The 24240-nt window shown below is 70.8% G+C and carries 20 protein-coding genes; 7 read left to right on the plus strand and 13 right to left on the minus strand.

What is annotated here, in order from left to right:
- Window positions 1–12: 12 nt before the first annotated feature.
- Together ABD256_RS27825 and ABD256_RS27830 are read right to left on the minus strand one after the other, a co-directional pair.
- Entirely contained in the window at window positions 13–1656 is a 1644-nt protein-coding gene (locus ABD256_RS27825; RefSeq protein ID WP_344425172.1) for an acyl-CoA synthetase, read from the minus strand.
- A gap of 52 nt (window positions 1657–1708) precedes the next feature.
- Window positions 1709–2800, minus strand: a complete 1092-nt coding sequence (locus ABD256_RS27830) for a DUF6801 domain-containing protein (protein WP_344425175.1) — start codon at window positions 2798–2800, stop codon at window positions 1709–1711.
- A gap of 352 nt (window positions 2801–3152) precedes the next feature.
- Between ABD256_RS27830 and ABD256_RS27835 the strand changes: the two genes are divergently transcribed.
- Together ABD256_RS27835 and ABD256_RS27840 are read left to right on the plus strand one after the other, a co-directional pair.
- The gene (locus ABD256_RS27835; protein ID WP_344425178.1) at window positions 3153–3719 is read left to right on the plus strand and encodes a hypothetical protein; all 567 of its coding nucleotides are present in this window, start codon (window positions 3153–3155) and stop codon (window positions 3717–3719) included.
- A gap of 106 nt (window positions 3720–3825) precedes the next feature.
- The gene (locus ABD256_RS27840) at window positions 3826–4968 is read left to right on the plus strand and encodes a lipase family protein (RefSeq protein WP_344425261.1); all 1143 of its coding nucleotides are present in this window, start codon (window positions 3826–3828) and stop codon (window positions 4966–4968) included.
- Between the two features lie 58 nt (window positions 4969–5026).
- Here the strand turns inward: ABD256_RS27840 and ABD256_RS27845 are convergent, their stop codons facing one another.
- From ABD256_RS27845 to ABD256_RS27860, 4 genes are all read right to left on the minus strand, one after another.
- Window positions 5027–6679, minus strand: coding sequence for an acetolactate synthase large subunit (locus ABD256_RS27845; protein WP_344425181.1), 1653 nt, complete (start codon window positions 6677–6679; stop codon window positions 5027–5029).
- 71 nt (window positions 6680–6750) lie between these two features.
- Window positions 6751–7947 (minus strand): mannosyltransferase family protein, encoded by a 1197-nt coding sequence (locus ABD256_RS27850; RefSeq protein WP_344425184.1) that lies wholly within the window; start codon window positions 7945–7947, stop codon window positions 6751–6753.
- On the minus strand, window positions 7944–8378 hold the full coding sequence (locus tag ABD256_RS27855; protein WP_344425187.1) for a hypothetical protein: 435 nt from the start codon (window positions 8376–8378) through the stop codon (window positions 7944–7946). Before ABD256_RS27855 ends, ABD256_RS27850 begins: the two co-directional genes overlap by 4 nt.
- Window positions 8375–8929, minus strand: a complete 555-nt coding sequence (locus ABD256_RS27860) for a SigE family RNA polymerase sigma factor (RefSeq protein WP_344425190.1) — start codon at window positions 8927–8929, stop codon at window positions 8375–8377. Before ABD256_RS27860 ends, ABD256_RS27855 begins: the two co-directional genes overlap by 4 nt.
- A 367-nt stretch (window positions 8930–9296) precedes the next feature.
- On the opposite strand from ABD256_RS27860, the gene ABD256_RS27865 reads away from it, so the two are divergent.
- Window positions 9297–10589 carry a GGDEF domain-containing protein gene (locus ABD256_RS27865; protein ID WP_425546530.1) on the plus strand — a complete coding sequence of 431 codons (1293 nt, stop codon included), beginning with the start codon at window positions 9297–9299 and terminating at the stop codon, window positions 10587–10589.
- A 10-nt stretch (window positions 10590–10599) separates the two neighbouring features.
- On the opposite strand, the gene ABD256_RS27870 is transcribed toward ABD256_RS27865, so the two are convergent.
- Complete coding sequence (locus ABD256_RS27870; protein ID WP_344425198.1) at window positions 10600–11277, minus strand: SGNH/GDSL hydrolase family protein; 678 nt, start codon at window positions 11275–11277, stop codon at window positions 10600–10602.
- A 73-nt stretch (window positions 11278–11350) separates the two neighbouring features.
- Entirely contained in the window at window positions 11351–12976 is a 1626-nt protein-coding gene (locus tag ABD256_RS27875) for a CocE/NonD family hydrolase (RefSeq protein ID WP_344425201.1), read from the minus strand.
- Window positions 12977–13091: 115 nt separating this feature from the next.
- Between ABD256_RS27875 and ABD256_RS27880 the strand changes: the two genes are divergently transcribed.
- The 3 genes from ABD256_RS27880 to ABD256_RS27890 are packed head-to-tail and all read left to right on the plus strand — an operon-like array spanning window position 13092 to window position 16083.
- Complete coding sequence (locus ABD256_RS27880; RefSeq protein WP_344425204.1) at window positions 13092–13730, plus strand: maleylpyruvate isomerase N-terminal domain-containing protein; 639 nt, start codon at window positions 13092–13094, stop codon at window positions 13728–13730.
- A gap of 43 nt (window positions 13731–13773) precedes the next feature.
- Window positions 13774–15153: an FAD-binding oxidoreductase gene (locus tag ABD256_RS27885; protein ID WP_344425207.1), complete on the plus strand. Its 1380-nt coding sequence runs from the start codon at window positions 13774–13776 to the stop codon at window positions 15151–15153.
- A gap of 54 nt (window positions 15154–15207) precedes the next feature.
- Window positions 15208–16083: a PhzF family phenazine biosynthesis isomerase gene (locus ABD256_RS27890; RefSeq protein WP_425546528.1), complete on the plus strand. Its 876-nt coding sequence runs from the start codon at window positions 15208–15210 to the stop codon at window positions 16081–16083.
- A 197-nt stretch (window positions 16084–16280) separates the two neighbouring features.
- On the opposite strand, the gene dmpG is transcribed toward ABD256_RS27890, so the two are convergent.
- Window positions 16281–17324, minus strand: a complete 1044-nt coding sequence (gene dmpG / locus ABD256_RS27895) for a 4-hydroxy-2-oxovalerate aldolase (protein WP_344425213.1) — start codon at window positions 17322–17324, stop codon at window positions 16281–16283.
- Entirely contained in the window at window positions 17321–18226 is a 906-nt protein-coding gene (locus tag ABD256_RS27900; RefSeq protein WP_344425216.1) for an acetaldehyde dehydrogenase (acetylating), read from the minus strand. The genes dmpG and ABD256_RS27900 overlap by 4 nt, the downstream gene beginning before the upstream one ends.
- A 140-nt stretch (window positions 18227–18366) precedes the next feature.
- Here ABD256_RS27900 and ABD256_RS27905 point away from each other — a divergent pair, with 140 nt between their 5' ends.
- On the plus strand, window positions 18367–18825 hold the full coding sequence (locus ABD256_RS27905) for a nuclear transport factor 2 family protein (protein ID WP_344425219.1): 459 nt from the start codon (window positions 18367–18369) through the stop codon (window positions 18823–18825).
- Window positions 18826–18828: 3 nt separating this feature from the next.
- Here ABD256_RS27905 and ABD256_RS27910 read toward each other — a convergent pair whose 3' ends face one another.
- From ABD256_RS27910 to ABD256_RS27920, 3 genes are all read right to left on the minus strand, one after another.
- Window positions 18829–19668 (minus strand): SAM-dependent methyltransferase, encoded by an 840-nt coding sequence (locus ABD256_RS27910; RefSeq protein WP_344425222.1) that lies wholly within the window; start codon window positions 19666–19668, stop codon window positions 18829–18831.
- A 147-nt stretch (window positions 19669–19815) separates the two neighbouring features.
- Entirely contained in the window at window positions 19816–21402 is a 1587-nt protein-coding gene (gene ligD / locus ABD256_RS27915) for a non-homologous end-joining DNA ligase (RefSeq protein ID WP_344425225.1), read from the minus strand.
- Between the two features lie 173 nt (window positions 21403–21575).
- A complete protein-coding gene (locus ABD256_RS27920) occupies window positions 21576–24236 on the minus strand; it encodes a glycoside hydrolase family 31 protein (protein ID WP_344425228.1) in 2661 nt (886 codons plus the stop codon).
- Window positions 24237–24240 lie beyond the last annotated feature (4 nt).

A 24240-nucleotide genomic window follows, 5' to 3' on the forward strand; every position in this document is an offset into this window, starting at 1 on the left:
ACCTGAGCGCGGTCAGTGGTCGAGCAGGGTGCGGCGGAGTACCTTGCCGGTGGCGTTGCGGGGCAGGGCCTCCAGGAACACGACCTCGCGGGGCACCTTGTACCGGGCGAGGTTTTCCTTCACGTAGGCCTTGACCTCTTCCTCGCCTAGCGAGGCGTCGTCGGCCAGCACCACGAAGGCCTTCAGGCGTTGGCCGAACTTCTCGTCCGGTACTCCCAGCACGGCGGCCTCGACGACGTCGTCGCGTTCCACGAGCACGTTTTCGACTTCGAGCGGGAAGACGTTCTCACCGCCGGAGACGATCATGTCGTCGTCCCTGCCGTCGATGAACAGCAGGCCGTCGGTGTCGAAATGGCCGACGTCACCGGTGGCCAGCAGGCCGTCGACGGTTTCCTTCGTGGCGCCGTCGGTGTAGCCGGCGAAGCTGAGGCCGCTCGCAGCGAAGACGCGGCCGGTGCGGCCGGGGTCGGTGATCTGCTTGCCCTCATCGTCGTACAGGGCGACTCGGCAGGTGACCGGCGGACGGCCCGCGGTGCCCGGTGCGCGGCGGAGGTCCTCCGGGGTCGCCACGGTCACCACCGCGACCTCCGTCGAGCCGTACAGGTTGTACAGCACCTCGCCGAACACGTCCGCGGTGCGGCGGCAGAGATCCGGTGACAGCGACGAGCCAGCGGCGAACACGATCCGGAGCGCGTCGGTGCTGAATCGTCCACTGTGGACCTCGGCGACGTCGACGATGCGCTGCAGCATCGTCGGGACCACCACGAGCACGTGGCAGTGGTGGCGTTCGAGGGTGGCTAGCGCGACCTCCGGGTCGAACCGGCGGTGCACCACGACCTTGCAGCCGAGCGCGAACGCCAGCACGAACTGCGAAAGGCCGGTGCCGTGGAAGATCGGCGCGGCGAGGTAGACGGTGTCACCACGGCGCATCGGGATCCGGTCGAGGAACTGCGCGGACGCCAGCGCCGAGGTCCGGTCCCTCGGCGCCCCCTTCGGCGTGCCGGTGGTGCCGCTGGTCAGCAGCACGAAGCCACCCGGCTTCGCCGGTGGCGGGCCCGCTTCGCGTGCCGTGCCGTCGATCAGGTCGGTCAACGGCACCGCCGCGCCGATCGTGTCGCGGTCCGCCGGATCGTCCACCCAGGACAGGTACCGCTCCAGCCCCGGGTCGGTCTCCGCCAGCAGGCCCGCGAACTCCTGGTCGTACACCAGCGCCGCCACATTCTCCCGCGCCGCGACCTCGGCCAGTTGCCGCGCCCCGAAACCGGTGTTCATCAGCACCAGCCTCGCACCGGTCTTGCCCGCGGCGAGCATGGTGATCACCAGGCCGCGGTGGTCACGGCACAGCGCGGCGAGTACCGAGCCCGCGCCGATGCCCCGCCCGCGCCACGCGGTGGACAGCGCGTTCGACAGCTCGTCGAGTTCGCGGTAGCTGAGTTCGCCGCGCTCGTCGACCAGCGCGGTCTTCCCGCCGTGCCGACGCGCCGCGTGCCGGACCGCGCCGACGAACGGCCCGTACCGGCGCACGGCCAGCAGCGAGCGCACGCCGTCGTCGACACGGGGGAACGGCGCGAGCCCCGAGCGGAACAGGACGCCGAGGCCGAGGGTTGCGTCGGCCGCCTTCTTGAGCGGTGAGTTCCCCTGCGCGGGACGCGGCATGGTCTTCCCATCTTCGAGGAATACGCAAGAAATGTTTTCGGGGCCGGCGTTGTTATGCGGCGAGCGTGAACGAAAGCGTATTCCCGTCGCTCTTCGTGAGTGTGCTGACGTAACCGGTGAACGCCCCGCAGTTAGCCACCGCGGGCAGGCTGTAGGTGCCGTTCAGCGTGCCACCGGTGGCCGGGTCGAACCCTTCCGCCGCAACGAGATCCGCCTTTACCGGCGTCTCCGCGGCACAGGCGGGATCACCGCTGACCGGGAGCCCGAGGACGCTGATCGCGGGCAGTCCGACGGTGAAGCCGAGATGTGCGGCGGTGCGGTCGCCGGTCGCGGGGCCGTGCTGGGTGATCCGTGCCGACGCGGTGCCGGGGAGGAAGCCGAACAGCCGGAAGTCCACCGTCATCGGGTCGATCGCGAAGGTGCCGGTGAAGGCGCCGTTGTCCTCGGTGATCGCGGCCTTCCCGGTGAACGGCGCGGTGCTGCCGAGCGACTTCAGCTCGGTCCTGCCGGAGACCTTGAAGTCGTGCGCGCCACCACCCGGCGGCTGGCCGCCGAGGTCGAAGGACAGCAGCACCGGGTCCTGACCGGCGTCGAGCGTGCAGTCCGAGGTGAACGCCCCGATCCCGGTGAACGAACCGTCGGCCTTCTTCGGCGTGAGGCGGGTGGTGAAGTCCCCGATCACCAGCGTGGTCTTGCCCGGCTTCGGCAGGTTCACCGTCGGCACGGCGCCGGTGGCGTTCGTGGTGAACGTGCCGGTCTTGGGGATGTCCGTCTTGGCGACGGTCAGCGGAAGCTGCAGCGGGAGCGGCTTGCCGTCACCGTTGGTGAGCGTCACCCCCGCCTTCGCGGTGCCTTCGATGGTCGCCGCGTCGACGAGGTTCAGCCCGCGCGCGGCCTTGTCCGGCACCGTCACCGCGATCGCCAGGTCCGAGGTGGAGAAGGCGCCGCCGACCGCGTCCGGCACCTCGAAGCTGGCCTTGACCTCCACGTCGAGCTTCTGCAGCCCGATCAACGGGAACGGGCAGGTGAACGACAGCTTCTTGTCGACGGGCACCGGCTTCGCCGGCGCGGCCGTCGCGGTCAGCGCGAACCCGACGGCGGCGAGGGTCGCCGCGGCGACCATGAACAGAAAGCGGGTTTTCATGACCACCTCGTAGTATCGACGGCGATACGTCAACGGCACGGAAACGACCTGCCGTGGAAAGTAACTACGACCGCACGGCGACGGCAAGCCGGGCAGGTCGAAAACCCCTGTGCGCCGGTAAAATTGTCACGACACTACGGGAACACCGAGTGAGAACTATCAGTGGAACCGCAGACAGCGCACCGGGTCGGCAGTGCTGAGGCGCATGACAAGCCCGTGCGGCGGTGCTCGTGCCCGAATGACAAGGAACAGCGGAATGGTATTTCGGAACTTGTCGGGCCGAGGTGTGTCCCAGTAGCGTCCGCCTGGCACATGTATCGCGCCCCGTCCGCAATTCATCAAAGGTGATGGCATGCTGAACTCCCGCCGTTCGATGGCCGTGCTGGTTTCCTCACTCGGCCTCGCCGTCGCCGCGTGCGGCTCACCACCGGCACCGCAGGACACCGGCCAGCACGCGGATCCCGCCGCGATCGCCTGGGCCGACAAGGTGTGCACCGGTGTGCAGGCAGGCTCGGCGAAGCTGAGCAATCCCCCGTCGTTGCAGTCCGGTGGTGACGCCGCGAAGACGGCCGACGCGATCGTCAAGTTCCTCGGGTCGATCTCGTCCGCGCTCGACGACATGGCGGGCGGGATCAAGGCGGCCGGACCCGCGCCGGTGCCGAACGCGCAGGCCGCCGTGGACAAGGCGGCCGGCACGCTCGGCGAGACCAAGACGATGCTCGACCGGACGAAGTCCAAGATGGAGCAGGCGAAGGTAGGCGACCAGAGCAGCCTGCAGAAGCTCGTGACCGACGCCGACGCCTCGTTCGCCAAGCTTTCCGAGCCGGGCGGCCCGATCAAGGACCTGCGGGCGAACCCGGAGCTCAACCTCGCCTTCGACGAGTCCCCGACCTGCCGCCGTGTCTACGGCAACGCGTAATCCACCCCTTCTCCCCGGAGGTCGACCGGTGCGGAACTCGTTCCCACGCAGGATTCTGCTGATACTGAGCGCGGTCGTGCTCGCCGCATCCGGCACGGTGGCCGCGGTGAGCACCGCGGCACCCGCCGTCGCCGGGCCAGCGGACGGGACCGGCCCGTTCGACGACTCGTTCTACGTCCCGCCGTCGCCGCTGCCCGAGGGCAAGCCCGGTGACGTGCTGCGCTGGCGGGTGTCGAAGGCGGGCCCCCGCAAGGCCGACGTGCAGGCGTGGCAGGTGATGTACCTGTCGACGAACGCGCTCGGCAAGCCGGACGCGGTGACCGGCACGGTGCTGCTCCCCCGTGGCGCCGACCCGAAGACTGCCCCGGTCGTGGCGTTCGCGCCCGGCACATCGGGTCCGGCCTTCAACTGCGCGCCTTCGTCGATGATCAACATGGGTGCCTTCTACGAGCAGTCGGGCCTCGACGACCTGCTCGACGCCGGGTACGCCGTGGCGGTGACCGACTACGAGGGTTACCAGCCCGACCCGAAGACCACCTACGTCGTCGGGAAGTCCGAGGGCCCCGCCGTGATCGACTCGGTGCGCGCGGCCCAGCGCCTCACCGCGGCCGGCCTGTCCCCTGACTCGAAGGTCGTTTTCCGCGGCTATTCCCAGGGTGGTGGCGCGGCCGCGTGGGCCGGCCAGCTCCAGCCGACCTACGCACCGGAGATGAAGCTCGCCGGTGTCGCCGCGGGCGGTATCCCCGGCGATCTGGTCCAGGTGACGCTCCAGCTCGACGGCAAGTTCGGCTTCGGGGTGTTCGCCTACGCGCTGATCGGGCTCGACCGGGCCTATCCCGAGCTGAAACTGGACTCGTTCCTCAGCGACAACGGGCGCGCGAAGCTCGCCGAGATGCAGAAGAGCGCGTGCACGTTCGAACTGCTCACCACGTACGCGAACCAGAAGATCGCGGACTACACGACCAGCGCGGGCTACATCCAGCCCGCATGGGTCGCGCGCCTGAACGAGAACAAGCTCGGCGGCTCCCCGATCAAGGTCCCGCTGTTCGACTACCACGCGACGAAGGACCAGCTCGTGCAGTTCGCACAGGCGGACGCTCTGCACAAGGCGTACTGCTCGGCCGGGGTGCAGGTGACCTGGAAGACCTACGAAACCGACCACATCACCGGTGTCTACGACGGCAACGCGGACGTGCTGGCGTTCATCAAGGACCGGCTCGCCGGGAAACCGGCCACCTCGAACTGCTGAGCAGGGGCAGCCGGTGGTCGAGATGTCGTCGAGTGGTTCGCCGGGGGGCTGACCACGCTCAGGTGAGGGATTCGTCGATATCGCCGAGCGATTCGATCAGCTCCAGGTTGGCGCGGTAGTCGACCGGGCAGGCGATGACCGAAACGGTGTCGGCCGCCAGTGCCTCGCGCAGGGTGGGCAGTAGCTGGTCGGCGGCGGTGATGCGGTGCCCGGCGGCCCCGAAGCTCTCCGCGTAGGCCACGAAGTCGGGGTTGCCGAACGCGGTGTCGACGTTGTGGCCGATGTCGAGGTCCATCTTCCAGCTGATCAGCCCGTACGCGTCATCGACCCAGATCAGGATCACCATCGGCAGCTTCAGCCGCAGCGCGGTTTCGATCTCCTGCGAGTTCATCAGGAACGCGCCGTCACCGGTGGCGACGAGGACCTTGGCGTCGGGGCAGGCGATCTTCGCGCCGATCGCGCCCGGCACTGTCCACGCCATCGTGGACAGGCCGTTCGAGATCAGGCAGGTGTTGGGCTCGTAGGTCGGGTAGAGCCTCGCCATCCACATCTTGAGCGCGCCGGTGTCCACCAGCACGATGTCCTCGCGGCCGAGTGCGGCGCGGGTGTCGGCGACCACGCGCGCGGGCGCCAACGGGAAGCGGTCGTCCTCGGCGCCGCGGGTCAGTTCGGCGTCCAGCAGCGCGCGGATCCGTTCGCCACCAGCGGTTTTCTCTCGCGGGCCGACGGCGTCGGCGAGCGCGTCGAGACTCCTGCCGATGTCCGAGGCGAGCCCGACCGAGACGTCGTAGTGGGCGTCGACCTCGGCCGGGAACCGGTGGACGTGGATGATCTTCGCGTCGCCGTCGGGGTTGATCCGGACCGGGTCGAACTCCTGCAGCTCGTAGCCGACGGCGATGATCAGGTCCGCCGCGTCGAAGCCGAAGTTGACGTAGTCGTGCCGCATGAACCCGACCGCGCCGAGCGCAAGCGGGTGGTCGTCGGGGAAGACGCCCTTGCCGTGGAACGTCGTGGCCACCGGCACGCCGACCGCCTCGGCGAACCGGCGCAGCGCCTCGCCCGCACCGGCGCGCGCGGCACCGTGCCCGGCGAGCACGATCGGGTTGCGCGCCGCCCGCAGCAGCGTCGCGGCCCGGTCCACCTGCTCCGGTGACGGTTCGTCGGTACGCGGCACGTTGACCGCGAGCGGCCGCGCTTCCTCGGCGACGCCGGCTTTTTCGACGTCCTCGGGCACCGCGAGGTACACCGCGCCCGGCCGCTCCGTCTGGGCGAGCTTGAACGCCTTCCGGACCATCTCCGGCACCGCACCCGCGGTCGCCACGAGCGCCGACCACTTGGTGACCGGCTCGAACATCGCGGTCAGGTCGACGCCCTGGTGCGACTCCTTGAAGCTGCGGTTCATCCCCACCTGCGCGGACAGCGCGACCAGCGGGGTGGAGTTCGTGATCGCGTCGGCGGTGCCGAGCAGCAGGTTGATCGCGCCGGGCCCCAGCGTCGCCGAGCAGACGCCCGCCTTCCCGGTGAGCCTGCCGTACGTCTCGGCCATGAACGACGCGCCCTGCTCGTGCCGGGTCAGCACGTAGCTGATCGAGGAGCGGGAAATGGCGTCGACGAGGCGGATGTTCTCTTCGCCGGGAATGCCGAAGATATGCGTGACACCCTCGTTCTCCAGGCATTCGACGATCAGTTCGGCTGCGGTGCGCGAGGACATGCCCCCGACCCTAATCCGCGCCACGCGATCCGGCGCTGTGACCCCGCTTGCACCGTATGTCCACAGTGGACTCAGATCGCGTAGTGCCAGCCGGTCACCGAGTACGCGCTGAACCAACATCCTGCCAGCACGAAGCCCGCGGTGGCGGCGATCGTGGTGCTCCGGCGGCGGCCTGCCAGCCCGATCGCGAGCGGCAGCAGCAAGGTGAACCCCGGCAGCAGGAACCGCGCCTTGGCCTGCGGGATGCCCGCGGTGCCCGCGACGAGCAGCACCACCCCGATCCCGAAGGCGGCCACCGGCCACGGCAGCCCGCGTTTCACCGCGAGCACCGCCAGCAGCGCGCCGAGCACCGCGGCGAGCACGAGCGCGAAGACGCTCATCGTCTCCATCGCCGATCGCCCGGAAACCAGCATGTCACGGGCGAAGCGCACGGTTTCCGCGCCCCAGTCGAACCGCGTCCACCAGTTCTTCCACTCCAGGTCCCACCATCCGGTCGGGCTCCCGGTGCGGACCGCGACATAGCCCCACCAGCCCACCAGCCCCGCCGGGCAGAGCGCCACGCACACCATCGCGCGCCACCCCGCCTTCCCCTTGGCCAGCGCGACGATGGCGGCGATCCCCACCACGGCGACCAGCACCACCGCGGTGGGCCGGGTGAGCCCGGCACCGAGGCAGCACAGCGCGGCCGTCACCCAGTTCCGCTCCAGCACCGCGACCAGCGTCCACGCGGCGAACGCGGTGAAGAGCGCCTCCGTGTACGGCATCGAGAGCGTGATCGCCATCGGCGCGCCCGCCCACAACGCGACGAGCAGCATGCCGACGCGCTGCCTGCCGTCGACGAGCCGTCCGACGCGGTAGAGCCCGCACGCCGCGACCACGCCTGCGACGAGGCTGAGCAGGAAAGCGGCGACGACGGTGTTCCCCAGCGTGAGCACGCTCAGCGGGCGCACCAAGGTCGGGAAGGCCGGGAAGAACGCGAGCGGGGTGTGCGGCGCGTAGTTGCCCTCGGCGTCGAAGAGGCCGGTGGTGACGCCGCCGTACCCGTGCTCGGCGATGTTGAGGTACCACTGCGCGTCCCACGAGGTGAGGCGGCCGAGCAGCGGGGCGTTGACCTTGGCCGCGAACAGGGCGAGCAGCCCCACGCCGGCCGCCCTGACGAGCAGGTACAACGCGGCGGCGCGGAGGTAGGGGTGCACCCGCGAAACCGTTCGCGGTAAAGGCTTTTCCCGGATCAGGCGGTCCGGCTCGGCGACGGCGACCACGGTCACCGTGCCGTCGTGGCCGGCACGTGCCCGCTCGGGGTCGCGGGATCGCTGGAGCCCGCGTGCGCGGGAGTGCCGCGCGTGGTGCTCGTGGCGCCCGGCGTGCTCCCCGTCGACGAATGCTTGGGCACCGTGCCCGTCGAGACCGGGGCCTCGGTGGTCCTGGTGGGCTTCGTGGTCGTGGTCGTGGTCGTGGTGGCCACCGGCGCGTTCGCGGGCCGCATCGGCTCGCCCTCCTGCGCGCGGCCCGCCACCAGTACGACGAACAGCACCACGGCCGCCGTGGTGAGCGCGCTGCCGGAAACCACGAGCAGCGCGCGGTTGCGCCGCTGCCGCCGCCCGCGGGCGAGCAGGCGCGGCAGGCCGGGCCCTGCCGGAACCGGCTCGTCGCCGGGACCCGCGAGCGTGATCAGCGCGCGGACTTCGTCTTCGTTCATGCCCAGTGCTCCTTCCGCCCACCGCGGACCAGGTCGTCGAGCTGCGGACCGAGCCGTTTGCGCAGCGTGGCCAGTCCTCGCGCGGTCTGGCTCTTGACGGTGCCGACCGAGCACCCCAGCGCGTCGGCGGAGCCTTCGACGCTGAGGTCGTTCCAAAAGCGCAGTACCAGCACGGCGCGCTGCTTCGGGGGTACCGCGGCGAGCGCGGCGCGCACGGTCAGCCGCTGCACGACGTCGGGGTCGCCCGGCGCCGCCGTTTCGGGCGGTTCGGCGCTGATGTGCTCGCGCGACCGCCACAAGCGCCTGTTCTCGTGCAGGAACACCCGCACCAGCACGCGGCGGGCGTACCCGTCCAGCTCGCCGCGGCGGACCAGGCGGGGCCACACCTGGTACAGCTTCAGGAAGGTGGCCTGCAGCAGGTCCTCGGCGCGGTGCCAGTCGCCGCACAGGACGAACGCGGTCGAGCGCAGCGACGGCGACCTCGCCTCGAAGTAGGCGACGAACTCGCCCTCCCACCTCGGCGCGGTCCCGCGGACAGGTTCCTCCGGCAAGACGTCCTCACTGTCGCGAACGGGAATGGCCATGGCACGGGTCCGTCCACATCGGAACGGCCACGCACTTCCTACAGGCCGTGAGCCCGGCGCAGGGTTGCAGAGATCTGGATCACACGGCGCGGCTCCGCTCTTGGTGAGCATCCGGACCCCGAGCGCGAGCAGGAGGTTCCCCCGCGTCACGGCGCACGCGTGCCGTGACGCGGGGGGCGGAGGATGATGGATCGGGTGGAGTACGTGGTTCACGAGTCGCGGTTGCGCATCGGGGCCACCTCCTCCCGTTGCTCCGGTCGAGTCACGTTCGGCGCGCTCGACGGCCGAGTGTGATTGAGTGGTGACCTCACGTGAGGGAGCTCGTTGGATGAGTATGAGCGACTACCACGGGCGGCGAAGACGTGCGCTGCCGATCCGTGATGTGCTCTCACCCCACCGATGGGCCCTGTGGACGCAGCGTCTGCGGCTGATCGCCTATGCCATCGCGGTCGAAGCGGTCGCGCTGGCCACCACCGTGATCGTGGCACCGCGGGTTCCGGTCAGCCACTCCGAGGTCGCTCTTCTGGGTGCCCTCGCGGCGATGGGCGTGCTGCAGGCCGAACTGGGCCGCCAGGTCGAACGCGTGCGACGGCGGGTCAACGGCACCCCGCACATCAACCTGACCTCGGTGTGGACCTTCGCCGGTGTGCTGATGCTCCCGGCCCCGCTGGTGGCGGCGCTGGTCGCCGTCCTCTACTGGCACCTCGCGGTCCGAAGCTGGTACCGGCTGCGGCGCGTGCCCGCGTTCCGGACCGTGCTCAACGCCAGCGTCGTCGTCCTCACCTGCTACAGCGCCAAGCTCGTCCTCGCGGTCGCCGGCCTGCACGGCGTGCGGGACGCGCTGGACGGCGGCTGGCGCGGCGCCGGCATCGTCGCGCTGACCGTCGTGACGTACTTCGTGGCGGGCGCCGTGCTGATCCTGCCCGCGCTGAACACCACGTCGCTCAGCGTCAAGGCGCTGCTCGGCGGCTGGGTCGACAACATGCTCGAGGGCGCGACCCTCTGTCTCGGCGTGCTCACCGCGCTCGCGCTGGCCACCCAGCCCGCACTAGCGCTGGCGGTCATCCCGCCGCTGCTGCTCCTGCACCGGGGCGTGCTGGTCAAACAGCTCGAAATCGCCGCGACGACCGACGAGAAGACCGGCCTGTTCAACACCAGCGGCTGGCACCACCTCGCCGGGCAGGAACTGGCCAAGGCCGATGTGACCAGCTCGACCATCGGCGTGCTGATGATCGACCTCGACCACTTCAAGCGGATCAACGACACCCACGGCCACCTCGCCGGGGACGCCGTGCTCAAGGCGGTCGCCGCCGCGATCACCGAAGCCGTGCGCACCAGCGACTGCGTCGGCCGCTTCGGCGGCGAGGAATTCGTCGTGCTGCTGCCCAGGGTCGGCAGGGCCGACGTCGAACGGATCGCCGAACGGGTCCGCGGCGCGATCAGCGCGCTCGAGGTCGCCATCGAGGAGCACGAAGGCGCCGCATCGACGATCACGGGCCTGTCCGCGTCGATCGGCGCCGCCCTCTACCCCGAAGCGGGCACGGTCCTCGACCGGGTGGTCCGCGCCGCGGACACCGCCCTGTACGAAGCCAAGCGCGGTGGCCGCAACCGCGTCGTCCTCGCCTGAGGCCGTCCGCTCAGGCGGGCCGTCGTGAAAGGACGCGCTCCACCGGGCCGCGGAAGAGGTTCGCGATGGTGGCGTAACCGCGTTCGTTGGGGTGGAACCAGTCCGCGGCCAGCGAACCGCGCACCGGGCCCAGCGCGGGACCGCGCAGCTCGGCGGTCGCGATCGCGCCGCCCGCTTCGGCGGCGTCGATGAGCGCGTTGATCTCGTGCGCCCACCTGTTCTCGTGGAACAGGGTCGCCACCACCGCCGTGTCCGGGAGGTCGGCCAGCAACCGGGCGAACCCCGCCACGGCCGCGGGGCGACGGCGCGGGCGCACCATGTCGTTGGCGCCCGCGAGCACGGTCACGATCGCGGGCGCCACCGGCAGTTCCCGCAGCCGCGGCATCTGCTCGCCGAGGACGTCGCCGATGCCGGCGCCGGTGCGGGACAGATTGACGACCCGTACCGGTTTCCCCGATTCCGCGAGGGTTTCCGAGAGCTGGCCGACCCAGCCGCCGCGGATCGACGCGGCACCGATGCCCTGGCTCATCGAGTCGCCGAGCACGGCCCAGAGCGGGCCGTCCGCGCGCAGCGCGCGCTCGTTCGACTCGCGCCAGGCGTCGGCGTAAGGCTGCTTCTGGGCGGCCACCCGGGAAACACCGGGTACAACCCAGCCGAGCACGCGCATCAGCGGATGCGGTACACTCACCCGTTCGACGATGACTTCCTCCCGAAAACACCCGCGGCCCCCGGCATTCGGAGCGCGGGTCGCACCGGATGGCTCAGCCGGTGAACACCGGAAGCGTGATCTTCGACGGGTGGGCCGCGTCGTGGAAGATCTCGAACCGGCACGGCTTCCCGTCAACGGCCGCGGCGACCGGCTCGCCGGTGCCGTGGTTGCGCGCGAACCGCGGGAACGCGCCGCCCGCCACCTGCACGCGGAGCCGGTGCCCCCGCCGGAACCGGTACCCCGTGGGGTCGAGCGCGACCTCCGCGGTCACCACTCCGTCGGCGCCGGCCTCCGGCGCGCCGGGGCGCAACCGCAGGATGCCGTCGGTGACGTTGCGGGAAACGCCGTCGCGGTCGACGTCGCACAGCCGGACGTACACGTCCGCGTGCCCGAGATCGGTGCGCACGTGCACGGTCGCGCCGACGTCACCGAGCACGTCCAGGTCGTGTTCGAGCGGCTCACCGGTGAACACCAGCACGTCGGGACGCGCCTCGACGGCGGTGTTGTCGCGCTGCTTCGCCTTCCCCGTCAGCAACGGCCCGCCGACGGCCGGAGTCGGGTCGGCGGGGTCGTAGGTGAACGTGTCCGGCGGCGTGTCGCGGTCGACCGCGTCGCCGAGACGGCCCAGCGGGCGCAGGTGCGCGTCGGTCGCCGTCGACTCGGGCGGCCACTGGTCGAAGTCGAGCCAGGTGTTCGCGCCCTGCAGGAACAGCCGCACCGGCGAGCGGCGCAGCTGGGTGCGATCGCCGTCGAGGTGCGCGGCGAGGAAGCCGATCTGGTCCTGCAGCAGGGTCCTGATGCTGGCCGGCTCGCCGTGCGACCACGGCCCGATCGTGATACGGGGCGACTTCCCGGCATCCGCGAGCGCCCGGAAGTCGCGCAGCTGCGCGGTGATGAACAGGTCGTACCAGCCGGTGACCATGCTGACGGGAGTGTCCAGTGTGGACACTACGGCGCGGTGATCGGACATCGCCCAGTAGTCGTCGCCTGGCTCGGCGTGCGCGGTGACGTCCTGGAGGAACCGGACCGGTTTCCCGATCGCGGCGACGTCGGCGCCCGCGATCGGAAGCCCGGCCATCGCGCGGCGGTTCCGGCGCGTTTGCACCGGGTTCGGGAACTGCGCGAGCGGCAGTTCCTGCCTGCCGATCTGCGCCGACCACGACACCATGTTGTCCGCGGCGAGCACCCCGCCCGGGTAGAACGCGGACACGAACTCGGAGGCGGTGACGGCGAGGCACATGGCCTCCAGCGGCGGGTCGAGGTACGGCCCGACCGCCCATTGCGTGTGCCCGAGGTAGCTCGCGCCCGCCATCGCGAGCCGTCCGTCGCACCACGGCTGCGCGCGCAGCCACTCGGCGGTGGCCAGCCCGTCCTCGCGTTCGGTGTGGAACGGGCGGAACTCGCCCCCGGAGCCGAAGGTGCCGCGCGTGCTCTGCACGACGGTCTGCAGCCCGTGCCGCGAGAAGATGGTGGCGAAGAGCTTTCCCAGCGCGGTGCCCTTGCCGTACGGGGTGCGGATCAGCACCACCGGCGCCGGGCCCGTGACCGGCGGGGCGTACCGGTCGGCCAGCAGGACCACGCCGTCGGGCATCGGGACGCGCAGGTCCTTGGTCACCTCGGGAGCGGGCCCTTCGGCTCGCGGCAGGCCGAGTACCCGGTCGGCAATGCGGTCCAGCACCACTTCCACCCTTCGCCGTTCGATCACCCGGTACCGAACGTACCCGCTGTCGCCGGTTCGGGCCCGGCCGCTTGTGGCAGCCTGGAACCGCACGGATCCGCGAAAAGGGGCCAGGATGAGCGATATCAGATCGGACTTCCTCGCCACCAGCCGTTCGGCGGCAGGGCTGCTGCGCGATCCCGCGGTCGCCGCCGCGTGGGACTCGCCGAGCGCGTTGCCGGAGTTCACCGTCGGCGGGCTCGCCGGGCACCTCGCCTACCAGATCCTCGCCGTGCCGGACGCGCTGTCGGCACCGGTACCGAGCGAACCGGTGATCCCGCTGCTCGACCACTACGGCAGGGTGGAATGGATCGACGGCGGCTTGGACGCCGATATCAACGTCCGCATCCGCGCCGGGGGCGCGCGGATCGCGGCCGAGGGCCCGGCCGCGCTGGCGGCCCGTACCGCCGCCGTCGTCGAAGAACTCGGAGGGAGCCTCGGCACGGCACCGGCGCGCGCGGTGCACCTGCCGATCTGGGACGGCTGGTCGCTCTCGCTCGACGACATGCTGGTCACCAGGATGATGGAGCTGGCGGTGCACTCCGACGACCTCGCGGTGAGCGCGCGCGTCCCCACGCCCGGACTCACGCCGGGCGCGGTCGAAACCGTGGTGGGGCTGCTGTCGCGGCTCGCCGTGCGGCGGCACGGCCCGACCGCCGTGCTGCGCGCGCTCAGCCGCGCCGAACGCGCGCCGTCCAGCGTCACCGCGTTCTAGGCGGCCGCCGAATGTCCAAAGCGGACTGTCGTAGCCTGGGCGGATGAACGCGGCAGTGATCGACGACCTGGCGGCGGCGCTGCCGGAAGACCGGCTCGTGCGCGACCCCGACGTGCTGCGCGGGTTCGCCCACGACGAAGCGGAATGGGCGCCGTACGCGATGCCCGCCGTGGTCGTCCGGCCGCACACCGCGGAGGAGGTCCGCGCGACCGTGCGGCAGTGCCTCCGGCACGGTGCCCCGCTGGTCACGCGCGGCGCGGGCACCGGCCTGTCCGGCGGCGCGAACGCGATCGAAGGCGGGGTCGTGCTGGTGACCGACCGGCTCACCGCGATCAGGGAGATCGACCCGCTGGAGCGGCTCGCCGTGGTGGAACCGGGCGTGGTCAACGACGACCTCCGCGCGGCGTGCGACGAGCGCGGCCTCTGGTACCCGCCGGATCCGGCGAGCTCGCCGTGGTCGACGATCGGCGGCAACGTCGCGACGAACGCGGGCGGGGTCTGCTGCGTGAAGTACGGCGTCACCCGCGACTACGTGCTCGGGCTCCAGGTGGTCACCGGCACCGGTGAGCTGGTCCGGCTCGGCCGCCGCACCGCGAAGGGCGTGGCGGGGTACGACCTCGCCGGGCTGATGGTCGGTTCCGAGGGCACGCTCGGGGTGCTCACCGAGATCACCGTCCGGCTGCGGGCGCGGCGCGCCCCGGAACGCACCATCGCCGGGTTCTTCGACTCGACGGTGGCCGCCGGTGAAGCGGCCGCGGCGGTGGTGGCCGCCGGGGTGGTGCCGTCCGCGCTGGAACTCGTCGACCGGCACTGCCTCGCCGCGGTGGACGCGTGGAAGAACATGGGCCTGTCGGCCGACGCGAACGTGGTGCTGCTCGCCAGGACGGACGTGCCGGGTGCGTCCGGCGAGCACGAGGCCGCGACTGTCCTGCGCTGCTTCGAAGGAGCGGGGGCGACGTGGGCCGCGCAGTCCTCGGACCAGGCGGAGGCGGATGCGCTCTTCGCGGCGAGGCGGCTGGCCTACCCCGCGCTCGAACGGCTCGGCCCGGTGCTCACCGAGGACGTCTGCGTGCCGGTGCAGCGGGTGCCGGACATGCTCGCGCGGATCGACGCGGCGGCGCGGCGGCACGGCGTCACCATCGCGAACATCGCGCACATCGGCGACGGGAACCTGCACCCGCTGCTGATCACCCCGCCCGGTGACGACGAAGCGAGGCGGGCCGCGCAGGCCGCGTTCGACGACATCATCGCGGGCGCGCTCGACCTCGGCGGCACGGTGACCGGTGAGCACGGCGTCGGCCTGCTCAAACGGCCCGGCCTCGCGGACGAACTCGGACCCGCGGTGCTCGATCTGCACGCCGCGGTCAAGCGCGCGCTCGACCCGCACGGGATCCTCAACCCCGGCAAGGTCTTCCAGCAGTGAACCGGGAAGACTGAGCCGGGAAGGAAAACAGCGGCAGGCACGTTGGCGATGGGCATGACTGCTTCCGCGCGTACCGAAGTCCTGCGCTACACCGCGTTCACCGCCGATCCGGGCGGCGGGAACCCCGCGGGGATCGTGCTGGACGCGAGCGCTCTCGACGAGGCCGCGATGCTGGCGATCGCGGCGGACCTCGGCTACTCCGAGACCGCGTTCCTCACCGGGCCACCGCCCGGTCTCGGCACCGAGGGCAGGGCGTTCACCGCGCGGTACTTCAGTCCCAAGGCGGAGGTGCCGTTCTGCGGGCACGCGACCGTCGCCACCGCGGTCGCGCTCGCGGAGCGGATCGGCGCGGGCGAACTGGTCTTCGCGACGCCGGCCGGGACGATCCCCGTGGACGTCGTCGCCGACGGCTCCGGCACGCTCCGCGCGACGCTGACGAGTGTCGAGCCCTCGGTAGCCGAGGTCTCCGAGGCCGATCTCGCGGAAGCGCTCGCGGCGCTGGGCTGGGCCGCGGACGATCTCGACCCCGCGCTGCCGCCCCGGGTCGCCTACGCCGGTGCGCACCACCTGGTGCTCGCCGCCGCGAGCAGGGCACGGCTCGCGGACCTCGACTACGACTTCGGCCGGCTCGAAACGCTGATGCGGCAACGGGACTGGACGACGTTGCAGCTCGTGTGGCGCTCCTCCGCCGAGGTCTACCACGTGCGCGACCCGTTCCCGGTGGGCGGCGTGGTCGAGGACCCGGCGACCGGGGCCGCCGCCGCCGCGTTCGGCGCCTACCTCCGCGAACTGGGTCTGGTGCCGCCCGCCACGAAGATCACGCTGCACCAAGGCGAAGACCTCGGCAGGCCGGGCGAACTCGGCGTCGAACTGCGCGCCGACGACCCCCGGATCCGCGTGAGCGGCGCCGCCGTACGACTCACGGACTGACCGTCCCTTCCGGACTTCCCCGGTTCAGGCTGGTCCTGTTCGGGCGACCCCGTTGCGGGCCGCCGTGTTGCGGCCGCCTCGATCGGAACCCCCTGGGCGAACGAAGATGCCACTTCGTTCGCCCAGGGGGACCTCCGATTTCAACGCTACCGCGAAGCACCGGCAGGATCGGCGGCACCGCAGGGCACGGCACCGTCCTAACGCGACTCCCGGGCGAGCTGGACGGCGACGTCGATGATCATGTCCTCCTGGCCGCCGACCAGTGCCAGTTCCCCGCACCGGCGGAGGATGTCCTGCGCCGGGACCCCGTACCGGTCCGCCGCCCGTTCGGCGTGCAGCAGGAAGCTCGAATACACCCCGGCCCAGCCCTGGACGATCGCGTTGCGGTCCATTTTGGGCCACCGGGGCAGGTACGGCCGCACCACCTCTTCCGCGGCATCCACGAGGCCGCCGACGTCGAGCCCGGTGGTGACCCCGAGCCGGTCGAACACCGCCGCGAGCACCTCCGTCGGCGAATTGCCGGCCCCGGCACCGAGCGCGCACAGCGACCCGTCGACGTAACGGACACCCGCCTCGTAGGCGAGCACCGAGTTCGCGACGCCGAGCGACAGGTTCTGGTGCCCGTGATAGCCGACCCACGCCTCGTCGCCCACCTCCGCGACGAGCGCTTCGAAGCGGGCCTTGGCCTCGTGCATCAGCAACGCGCCTGCCGAATCGGTGACGTACGGCGCCTGACAGCCGGCGTCGACCATGATGCGCGCCTGTTTCGCCAGCTCTTCGGGCCCGGTCCGGTGCGCCATCATCAGGAACCCGGCCGTTTCCATGCCCAGCTCGTTGGCCAGCCCGAAGTGCTGCGGCGACACGTCGGCCTCGGTGCTGTGCGTGGCGACGCGCACCATCTGCGCGCCCGCGTCGTGCGCGCGGCGGAGGTCGTCCGCGGTACCGATACCCGGCACCAGCAGCACCGCGATCTTCGCCCGCTCGGCCTCGTCCCGCGCGGCGGCGATCAGGTCCAGTTCGGGGGTTCGCGAAAACCCGTAGTTGAACGACGAGCCGCCGAGCCCGTCGCCGTGGGTCACCTCGATCACCTCGGCCCCGGCGCGGTCCAGCGCGCGGACCGTGGCCCGCACCTGCGCCTCGGTGAACTGGTGCGCCATCGCGTGGCTGCCGTCGCGCAGCGTGGTGTCGATGATCCTGACGTCGTGCGCCAGCTCCGGCCTGGTCGTACGAGGGTCGTTCATGCCGCCGCCTCCAGCTTCCGTGCCGCCATCAGCTCGCCGACCCTGGCCGCCGCGGCCGTCATGATGTCCAGGTTTCCCGCATAGGCTGGCAGGTAGTCGCCGTTTCCCCGCACCTCGAGGAAGATCGCGACCCTGGCATTGCCGTCCGAGTCCTCGCGGGGCTCGTCGAACTGCGGCTCCGCGCGCAGCGTGTACCCGGGGACGTAGCGCTGGACCTCGGCGACCATCTCGTGGACCGACGCGGTCACCGCGTCGCGGTCGGCATCGGGGCCGATCGCGCAGAACACGGTGTCCCGCATGATCATCGGCGGCTCCACCGGGTTCAGGATGATGATCGCCTTGCCGCGCGCCGCACCGCCGATCTCGGCCACCGCGCCCGAGGTCGTGTGCGTGAACTCGTCGATGTTCGCGCGCGTGCCCGGTCCCGCGCCCCGTGACGCGACCGAAGCGACGATTTCCGCGTAGGGCACCGGCGTGACGCGCGAAACCGCGTGCACCATCGGGATCGTCGCCTGCCCACCGCAGGTGATCATCGAGACGTTCGGCGCGTCGAGATGCGCGCCGAGGTTCACCGGCGGGCACACCATCGGGCCGAGGTGCGCCGGGGTCAGGTCGATCGCCTGGATGCCGGCCTCGGCGTACTTCGGGGCGTTCGCGCGATGCGCGCCCGCGGACGTCGCCTCGAACACCAGGTCCGGCAAGGGATTCCTGGCGAGCAGCCAGTCCACGCCCGCCGCGGACGCCTCGACGCCATCGGCGCGCGCCCTGGCGAGGCCGTCCGACTCCACCACGCCGACCACGTGCGTCACCTCGACCAGTTCGCTGCGCCGGAGCTTGGCCATGAGATCCGTGCCGATGTTGCCCGGCCCGACGATCGCGGCCGTGACCCGTTGCTGCGTCATACCGGGACGGTCGCACCGGCGCGGTTCCCGGTACCAGCGGATCGTTCCGCCCACCGGAACGTCCGCGAGCGATCGCAAGCCCGGGCACCGCCTGAGAACGATCGTTCTCTACCCTGGTGCCACGGACCAGAGGAGGCCAGATGAACGCCCGACCCCCGTTCCCGCCGTTCGACGAGGACAGCGCGCGCAAGAAGGTGCAGGCCGCCGAGGACGCCTGGAACACGAGAGACCCGGAGAAGGTCTCGCTGGCCTACACCGAGGATTCGGTGTGGCGCAACCGCGACCGGTTCGTCACCGGCCGCGCGGAGATCGCAGGCTTCCTGCGCCGGAAGTGGGAGCGCGAACTCGACTACGCCCTGCGCAAGGAGCTGTGGGCGTTCACCGGCGACCGGATCGCGGTGCGCTTCCAGTACGAATGCCGCGACGCGGACGGCCGGTTCTGGCGCAGCTACGGCAACGAACTGTGGGAGTTCACCCCGCAGGGCCTGATGAGCCGCCGCGAAGCGAGCATCAACGACGTCGAGATCACCGAAGCACAGCGCCGCATCCACGGACCGCGCCCGGCCGAAGAGCACGGCCTGGAGTTCCCGATCCGGTAGCGGTCAGTGCTTGACGCCGACCGCGCCGAGGTAGACCGACTCGGCGGGGTTGCCGCGCCAGCGCTCCGCCTCGTCCGGCCGCCAGGTCGGCACCCAGGACAGCCCGGGGTCGACCAGGTCGAAGTCGCCGAAGAACTCCCGGATCCGCTCCGGGGACCGCAGCACGGTCGCCGTCGACTGCTTGTTGTAGTTCCGCACCACCTCGGCCACGGCCTCGTCCGACACGTCACCGCCGTGCGAGATCACCAGCATCGAGCCCGGCGCGAGCTTCGAGCGCAGGAACTCCAGCGCGGCCTGCGGATCGCGGTCGTCCGGGATGAAGTGCAGCAGCGCCACCACGAACAGGCAGATCGGCTTGCGGACGTCGATCCCGTCGATCGAGGCCACCTGCTTCCACAGGTCCGCGTAGTCGAGCAGGTCCGCGTACAGCGCGAAGTGCCGGTCGGGGTCGGCGGTCTCGCCGAGCAGGATCTGGGCGTGGGCGTGCGCGATCGGCTCGTTGTCGATGTAGACCACGGCGCACTCGTCCGGTGCGGCCAGGTCGGCCATCTCGTGCACCTGGCCCTCGCTGGGCAGGCCGGAGCCGATGTCGACGAACTGGCGGATGCCCTGCGCCGCCGCGTACTGGGTGGCGCGGCCGAGGAAGCGGCGGTTCGCCCGCATCGCGTTCCGGATCCCCGGCCACACGTCGAGCTGCTGCTTCGCGAACTCCCGGTCGACGGCGTAGTTGTGGGTGCCGCCGAGGATGTAGTCGTAGATGCGGGCCACACTCGGCTTCCCGATGCTGGCCTCGATCTTGCTCAGCGAAACCGCCATGGACTCCGGTGTGATCCGGCCCGTCATCGTGATACCTCCCGTTCCGAGTCGCCACCGCAGTATGACCTACGGTCGCGGACCGACGCACCGCCCATGGGGCTCGTCTTCGCTGACCCTTCGTGCACATACTCGGCAGGCGGGCGCCGGAACTTGTTCACCCGTTGGAAGGGCCGGTCACAGCTTCGGGAGGCGCTGCCGGGCGCCGAGCAGCGCCGAAAACGGGTCGCCCTTGTCCCGGACGCGCTTGAGCACGGTTCGCACCGTCCATCGGTCCGGCGCGAGCTTCGGGTCGTCGAGCTCGTCCCATTCGATCGGCACCGACACCGGCGCCCCCGGCCTCGGCCGGACGCTGTACGGCGCGACCAGCGTCTTGTTGCGGACGTTCTGGGTGTAGTCGAGGCGTGCGAGCCCGTGGCGCTTGTCCCGCGTCCACGCCCAGCTGACCAGGTCGGGCAGGGTGCGGCCGATCGCCTTGGACACCGTCTCCACCCACGCGCGCGTCTCGGCGAAGGTGTAGCACGGCTCGACGGGCACCCACACCTGGATACCCCGCTGACCGGTGACCTTGGGCCTGCCCTCGACGCCGAGGTGCGCCAGCGCGGTGCGGTGCAGGCGGGCGAGCACCACCACGTCCTCGAACGGGGTCTGCTCGCCGGGGTCGATGTCGAACAGCGCCCAGGTCGGGCGCTCCACGTCCGTCACCTGCGAAGTCCAGGCGTGCAGCTCCAGCGCGCCGTAGTTGGCGAGCCAGGCCAGCGCCGCCACGCTGTCCGGCACGAGGTAGTACTGGGAGTCGCCGGGGCCCGCCTGCGCGTAGTGCCACTGCTTCAGCCAGTCCGGCGCGTGGCTCGGCGCCGCCTTCTGCCAGAAGCCAGGCTGGTCGACGCCCGCCGGGAAGCGGTGCGTGTTGAGCGGGCGGGCGGCGAGGTAGGGCAGCATCACCGGCGCGATTTCGGCGTAGTACCGGATGAGGTTGCGCTTCGTCACCGGCTTCTCCTTGCCGCGCGGCGGGAAGAGGACCTTGTCCAGGTTGGTCAGCGCGACCTTGCGGCCGCCCACCTGCCAGGTGCCCTTTTCGCCGAGCGAAGCCAGTTCCTTCAGCTCGTCCTTGGTCGGCCCGGTCCAGTTCCGTCGCGCCACCGGGATCTCGGCCTCGGCCGCGGGCAGGTCACCGCGCCACACCGCGTCCGGATCGGCGGCCACCTCGTCGTTGGTGCGGCCGCTCTTGACCGAGCGCGGGTGGTCCTCGGCGTCCCAGCCCTGCTCCGCGTGGTCGTCGTGCTTGTGCAGCAGTAGCCACTGTTCCTTGTCCTCGTCACCCCGGCGATGCGGCCTGACCAGCACGAACCGCCCCGCCAGCTTCTCGCCGAACAGGTCGAAGTGGAGGTTGCCCGCCTCGATCGCCCCGAGCGGGTCGTCGGTGTCCACCGGCTCCCAGGTGCCGCGGTCCCACACGATGACGTCCCCGCCGCCGTACTCCCCCGAAGGGATCACGCCCTCGAAGTCGGCGTATTCGACGGGATGGTCCTCGACGTGCACCGCCATGCGCCGCACGCCGGGGTCGAGCGTCGGCCCCTTCGGCACGGCCCAGCTCACCAGCACGCCGTCGAGTTCGAGGCGCACGTCGTAGTGGCGTCGGCGGGCACGGTGGCGCTGCACGACGAACCGCTTCCCCGCCGTCGCCGCCGCACTCCCCGACGGCTCGGCGGTGCGGGAAAAGTCGCGCATCTCCCGGTACTTCGCCAGGCGCCGATCGTTCATACCCCGTTGATACCCGGTCGGCGACCCCGGCAAAAGCGCACAGCGGTGTTTCGCCCCCCGGAAATACTGCCCGATGCCCCGAAGGATGCTCCTGTGGAGATCCAAGGTGAGGTCCGCTGCGCAGTCCCTGAAGGCCGCCTTCGGAGCACAGGCACCGATGCTCCGAGGAACGCTCAGCGACCGGCGATGGCACCGGCGCCGATGAGCTGCACCTCGAAGGACCGGTCCGTGGCCTGCTTCGGCGTCTTCACATGGGTCACGCCCTGCGCGTCGACGAACCAGCCCGCCGCCGCCCGGTCGTAATCGTCCTGAGTGGACTGTCGTTTCAGGACGGTGCCGCCGCTGACGACGATGCCGGGGGCGGCACCGGCGTGCACGGTGAACTGGTACGAACGCGACCCGGCCTTGCCCTGGTAGTTCCCGACGCTGGCGCCGACCGAGACGGTGGTGATGCCGTGCCCGGTGCCGAGCGTGCGAACCCGGACCCGTTGTGTCGCCGAGGCGTTCTTCGCGTAGTCACGGGTGACGCCGTCGTCCTCATAGAGCGTGTAGTCGGAACTGCCCTGCGCGTACACGTCGTAGTCCAGTTCGGACTTGTCCCGGTTCTGCCAGGACAGCGTGCCCTTCGGCCACATCGGCACCACCGCACCGGCACGGGTGAACAGCGGCAGCGTGTCGAGCGGCGCGTGGTAGCCGTTGATCGTCGCCGGGCCCTGGTAGGTCTTCCCGGTCCAGTAGTCCACCCAGGTGCCCTTCGGCAGGTAGATGCCGTCCCTGGTCTCGGTGTCCGAGTACACCGGCGCGACCAGGAAGTCCTTGCCGAGCAGGAACTCGTACTTCGCCGCGTCGGTGGCGGTGACCGGATCGTCCGGGTATTCCAGCGCCAGCGGACGCACCGGGCCGACACCGTCGCGGTGCGCCTGCTCGGCGAGGGTGTACATGTACGGCAGCAGCCTTTCCTTGAGCTGCAGGTACTTCCGGTTGATCGAGGTGTACGGCTCGCCGTCGACCCAGGGCTGCTGGTCCTTCGGCGCCCAGCCGTCCATCGTCATGATGGCCGGCAGGAACGCCTTCCACTGCAGGTCGCGCGCGTACATCTTCGGGTCGTGGCCGTAGATCGAGCCGACATCGCCGGTGTTGTAGGCGATCCCGGACATCGTGGCACCGGCATAGGTCGGGATCTGCCAGCGCAGGTAGTCCCAGGTGAGCTTCTGGTCGCCGCTCCACAGCACGCCGCAGCGCTGCGCGCCCGCCCATGAAACCGGCAGCCAGACGAACCCGCGGGCGTCGCTGTTCTGCTCGATCCCGGCCTTCGCCTGGTCGCATCCGTTCAACGCGAACTGGTAGCCACCGCCGACCCAGGCCACGTCCAGCTTCCGCACCCGCACGCCCGCCTTGATCTCTTCGTCCTGGTTCGGCAGGCCGTTTTCGGTCCACAGGCCGAGCTGCGCGTTGGACTGGCGGAGCCCTTCGCCGGTCTGCCGCAGGTTTTCGTAGCCGCAGCCGTACCCGTCGTTGACGAGCATCCAGCCGAGCGGCAACTGGTTGTCCTGGTACCCCTTCGCGATCTTGAGCGAGTCGAGCGTGTGCCGCTCGCCCCGGTTCGCGTTGTGCAGGTAGCAGTCGGAGTCACCGGGTTCGAGGCCGTACACCGGTGGCATGAACGGCTTTCCGACGAGCGAGGTGTACTGCCCGATGACCGATTTCACGTCACCGGTGAAGTAGTAGGCGTCGAGCCGCTTCTCCTGCTGCCCGGTGCGCACCGGATCGCCGAAGTTGTAGACACCGGGCGCGAAGGTGTTGCGGAAGACCCCGTAGCCCGCGCTGGAGACGTAGAACGGCTGCGAGTTCGGGTAACCGCCCTCGTCCCAGTTCGTGTTGTTGGCGACGTTGACCACGTGATCGCGGTGCGAAAACGAGCCGTTCTGCTCACCGGCGCCGAAGAACTGTTCGTTCGCGCCGCGCGCCAGGCTCTGCCGCATGCCCTGCTCGGTCCACCGCAGGCCCTTGTCCTCGCGCCACACCACGGTCCGGTTGTCCGCGCGGTACAGCGCGAAGCGCATCGGCTGCTTGTAGACCCGCAGCACCAGCTTCCCGCTGGCGATCGCGTAGTAGTCACCGGCGTCCCACGAGCGCGTCGTCCTGATCGTCGGCGGGGTGGTGCGCACGATCTCGCTGCCCGCCGGGTCGGTGAACACGCCGTCTGGGGCGACCCTCAGCCGGAACCGGTCCTCGGCGACGAAGTCCACCTTGGCCTTCGCCGCACCCGCCGCGACGTCGTAGGTGCCCTGGTTGTCCGAGAACCCGGTGACCGCGCCGATGTCCGTCGGCTGCGGCAGGTCCACCTTGCCGGTGTAGGCGTCGTTCGTCACCGAGTAGGGCACCACGACGACGTGGTACAGCCCGGAGGCGTTCGGGATGACGGTCGCCTCCCGGTTCCCTGCACCCGCGCTGTCCGCGACCTTCCCGCCCGCCGCGTCGTACACGTAGAGGTCGAAGTCGTTCGCCTTGTTCGCCCAGGTGATCGAGATCGGCACACCCCCGTTGGGGTTGTCGGCCCAGTAGCTCGCCGGGACGTCCACGGTGAGGTCGAAGCGGTCGCACACCTTGTTGTCCGGATCGGGTTTCGCGCACTCCTGCGGCTTCGGCGTGTTCGCCTTGTCGTAGTGCGGGCTCTGCCAGGTGACGGTGTGGTCGCCGCCGAGCGAAAGCGTGCCGGTGGCCGGGGTGGCCGCCTGCGCGGCCGGGGCGAGCGCCGCGGCGGCGAGCACCCCCAGCACGCCCAGCGTGGTGGCGCGCAACCCGGTGCGAAAACGACGAGAGGTGAGCCGCATGGAG

This window comes from Amycolatopsis minnesotensis (assembly GCF_039529815.1).
Taxonomy (GTDB): Bacteria; Actinomycetota; Actinomycetes; order Mycobacteriales; family Pseudonocardiaceae; genus Amycolatopsis; species Amycolatopsis minnesotensis.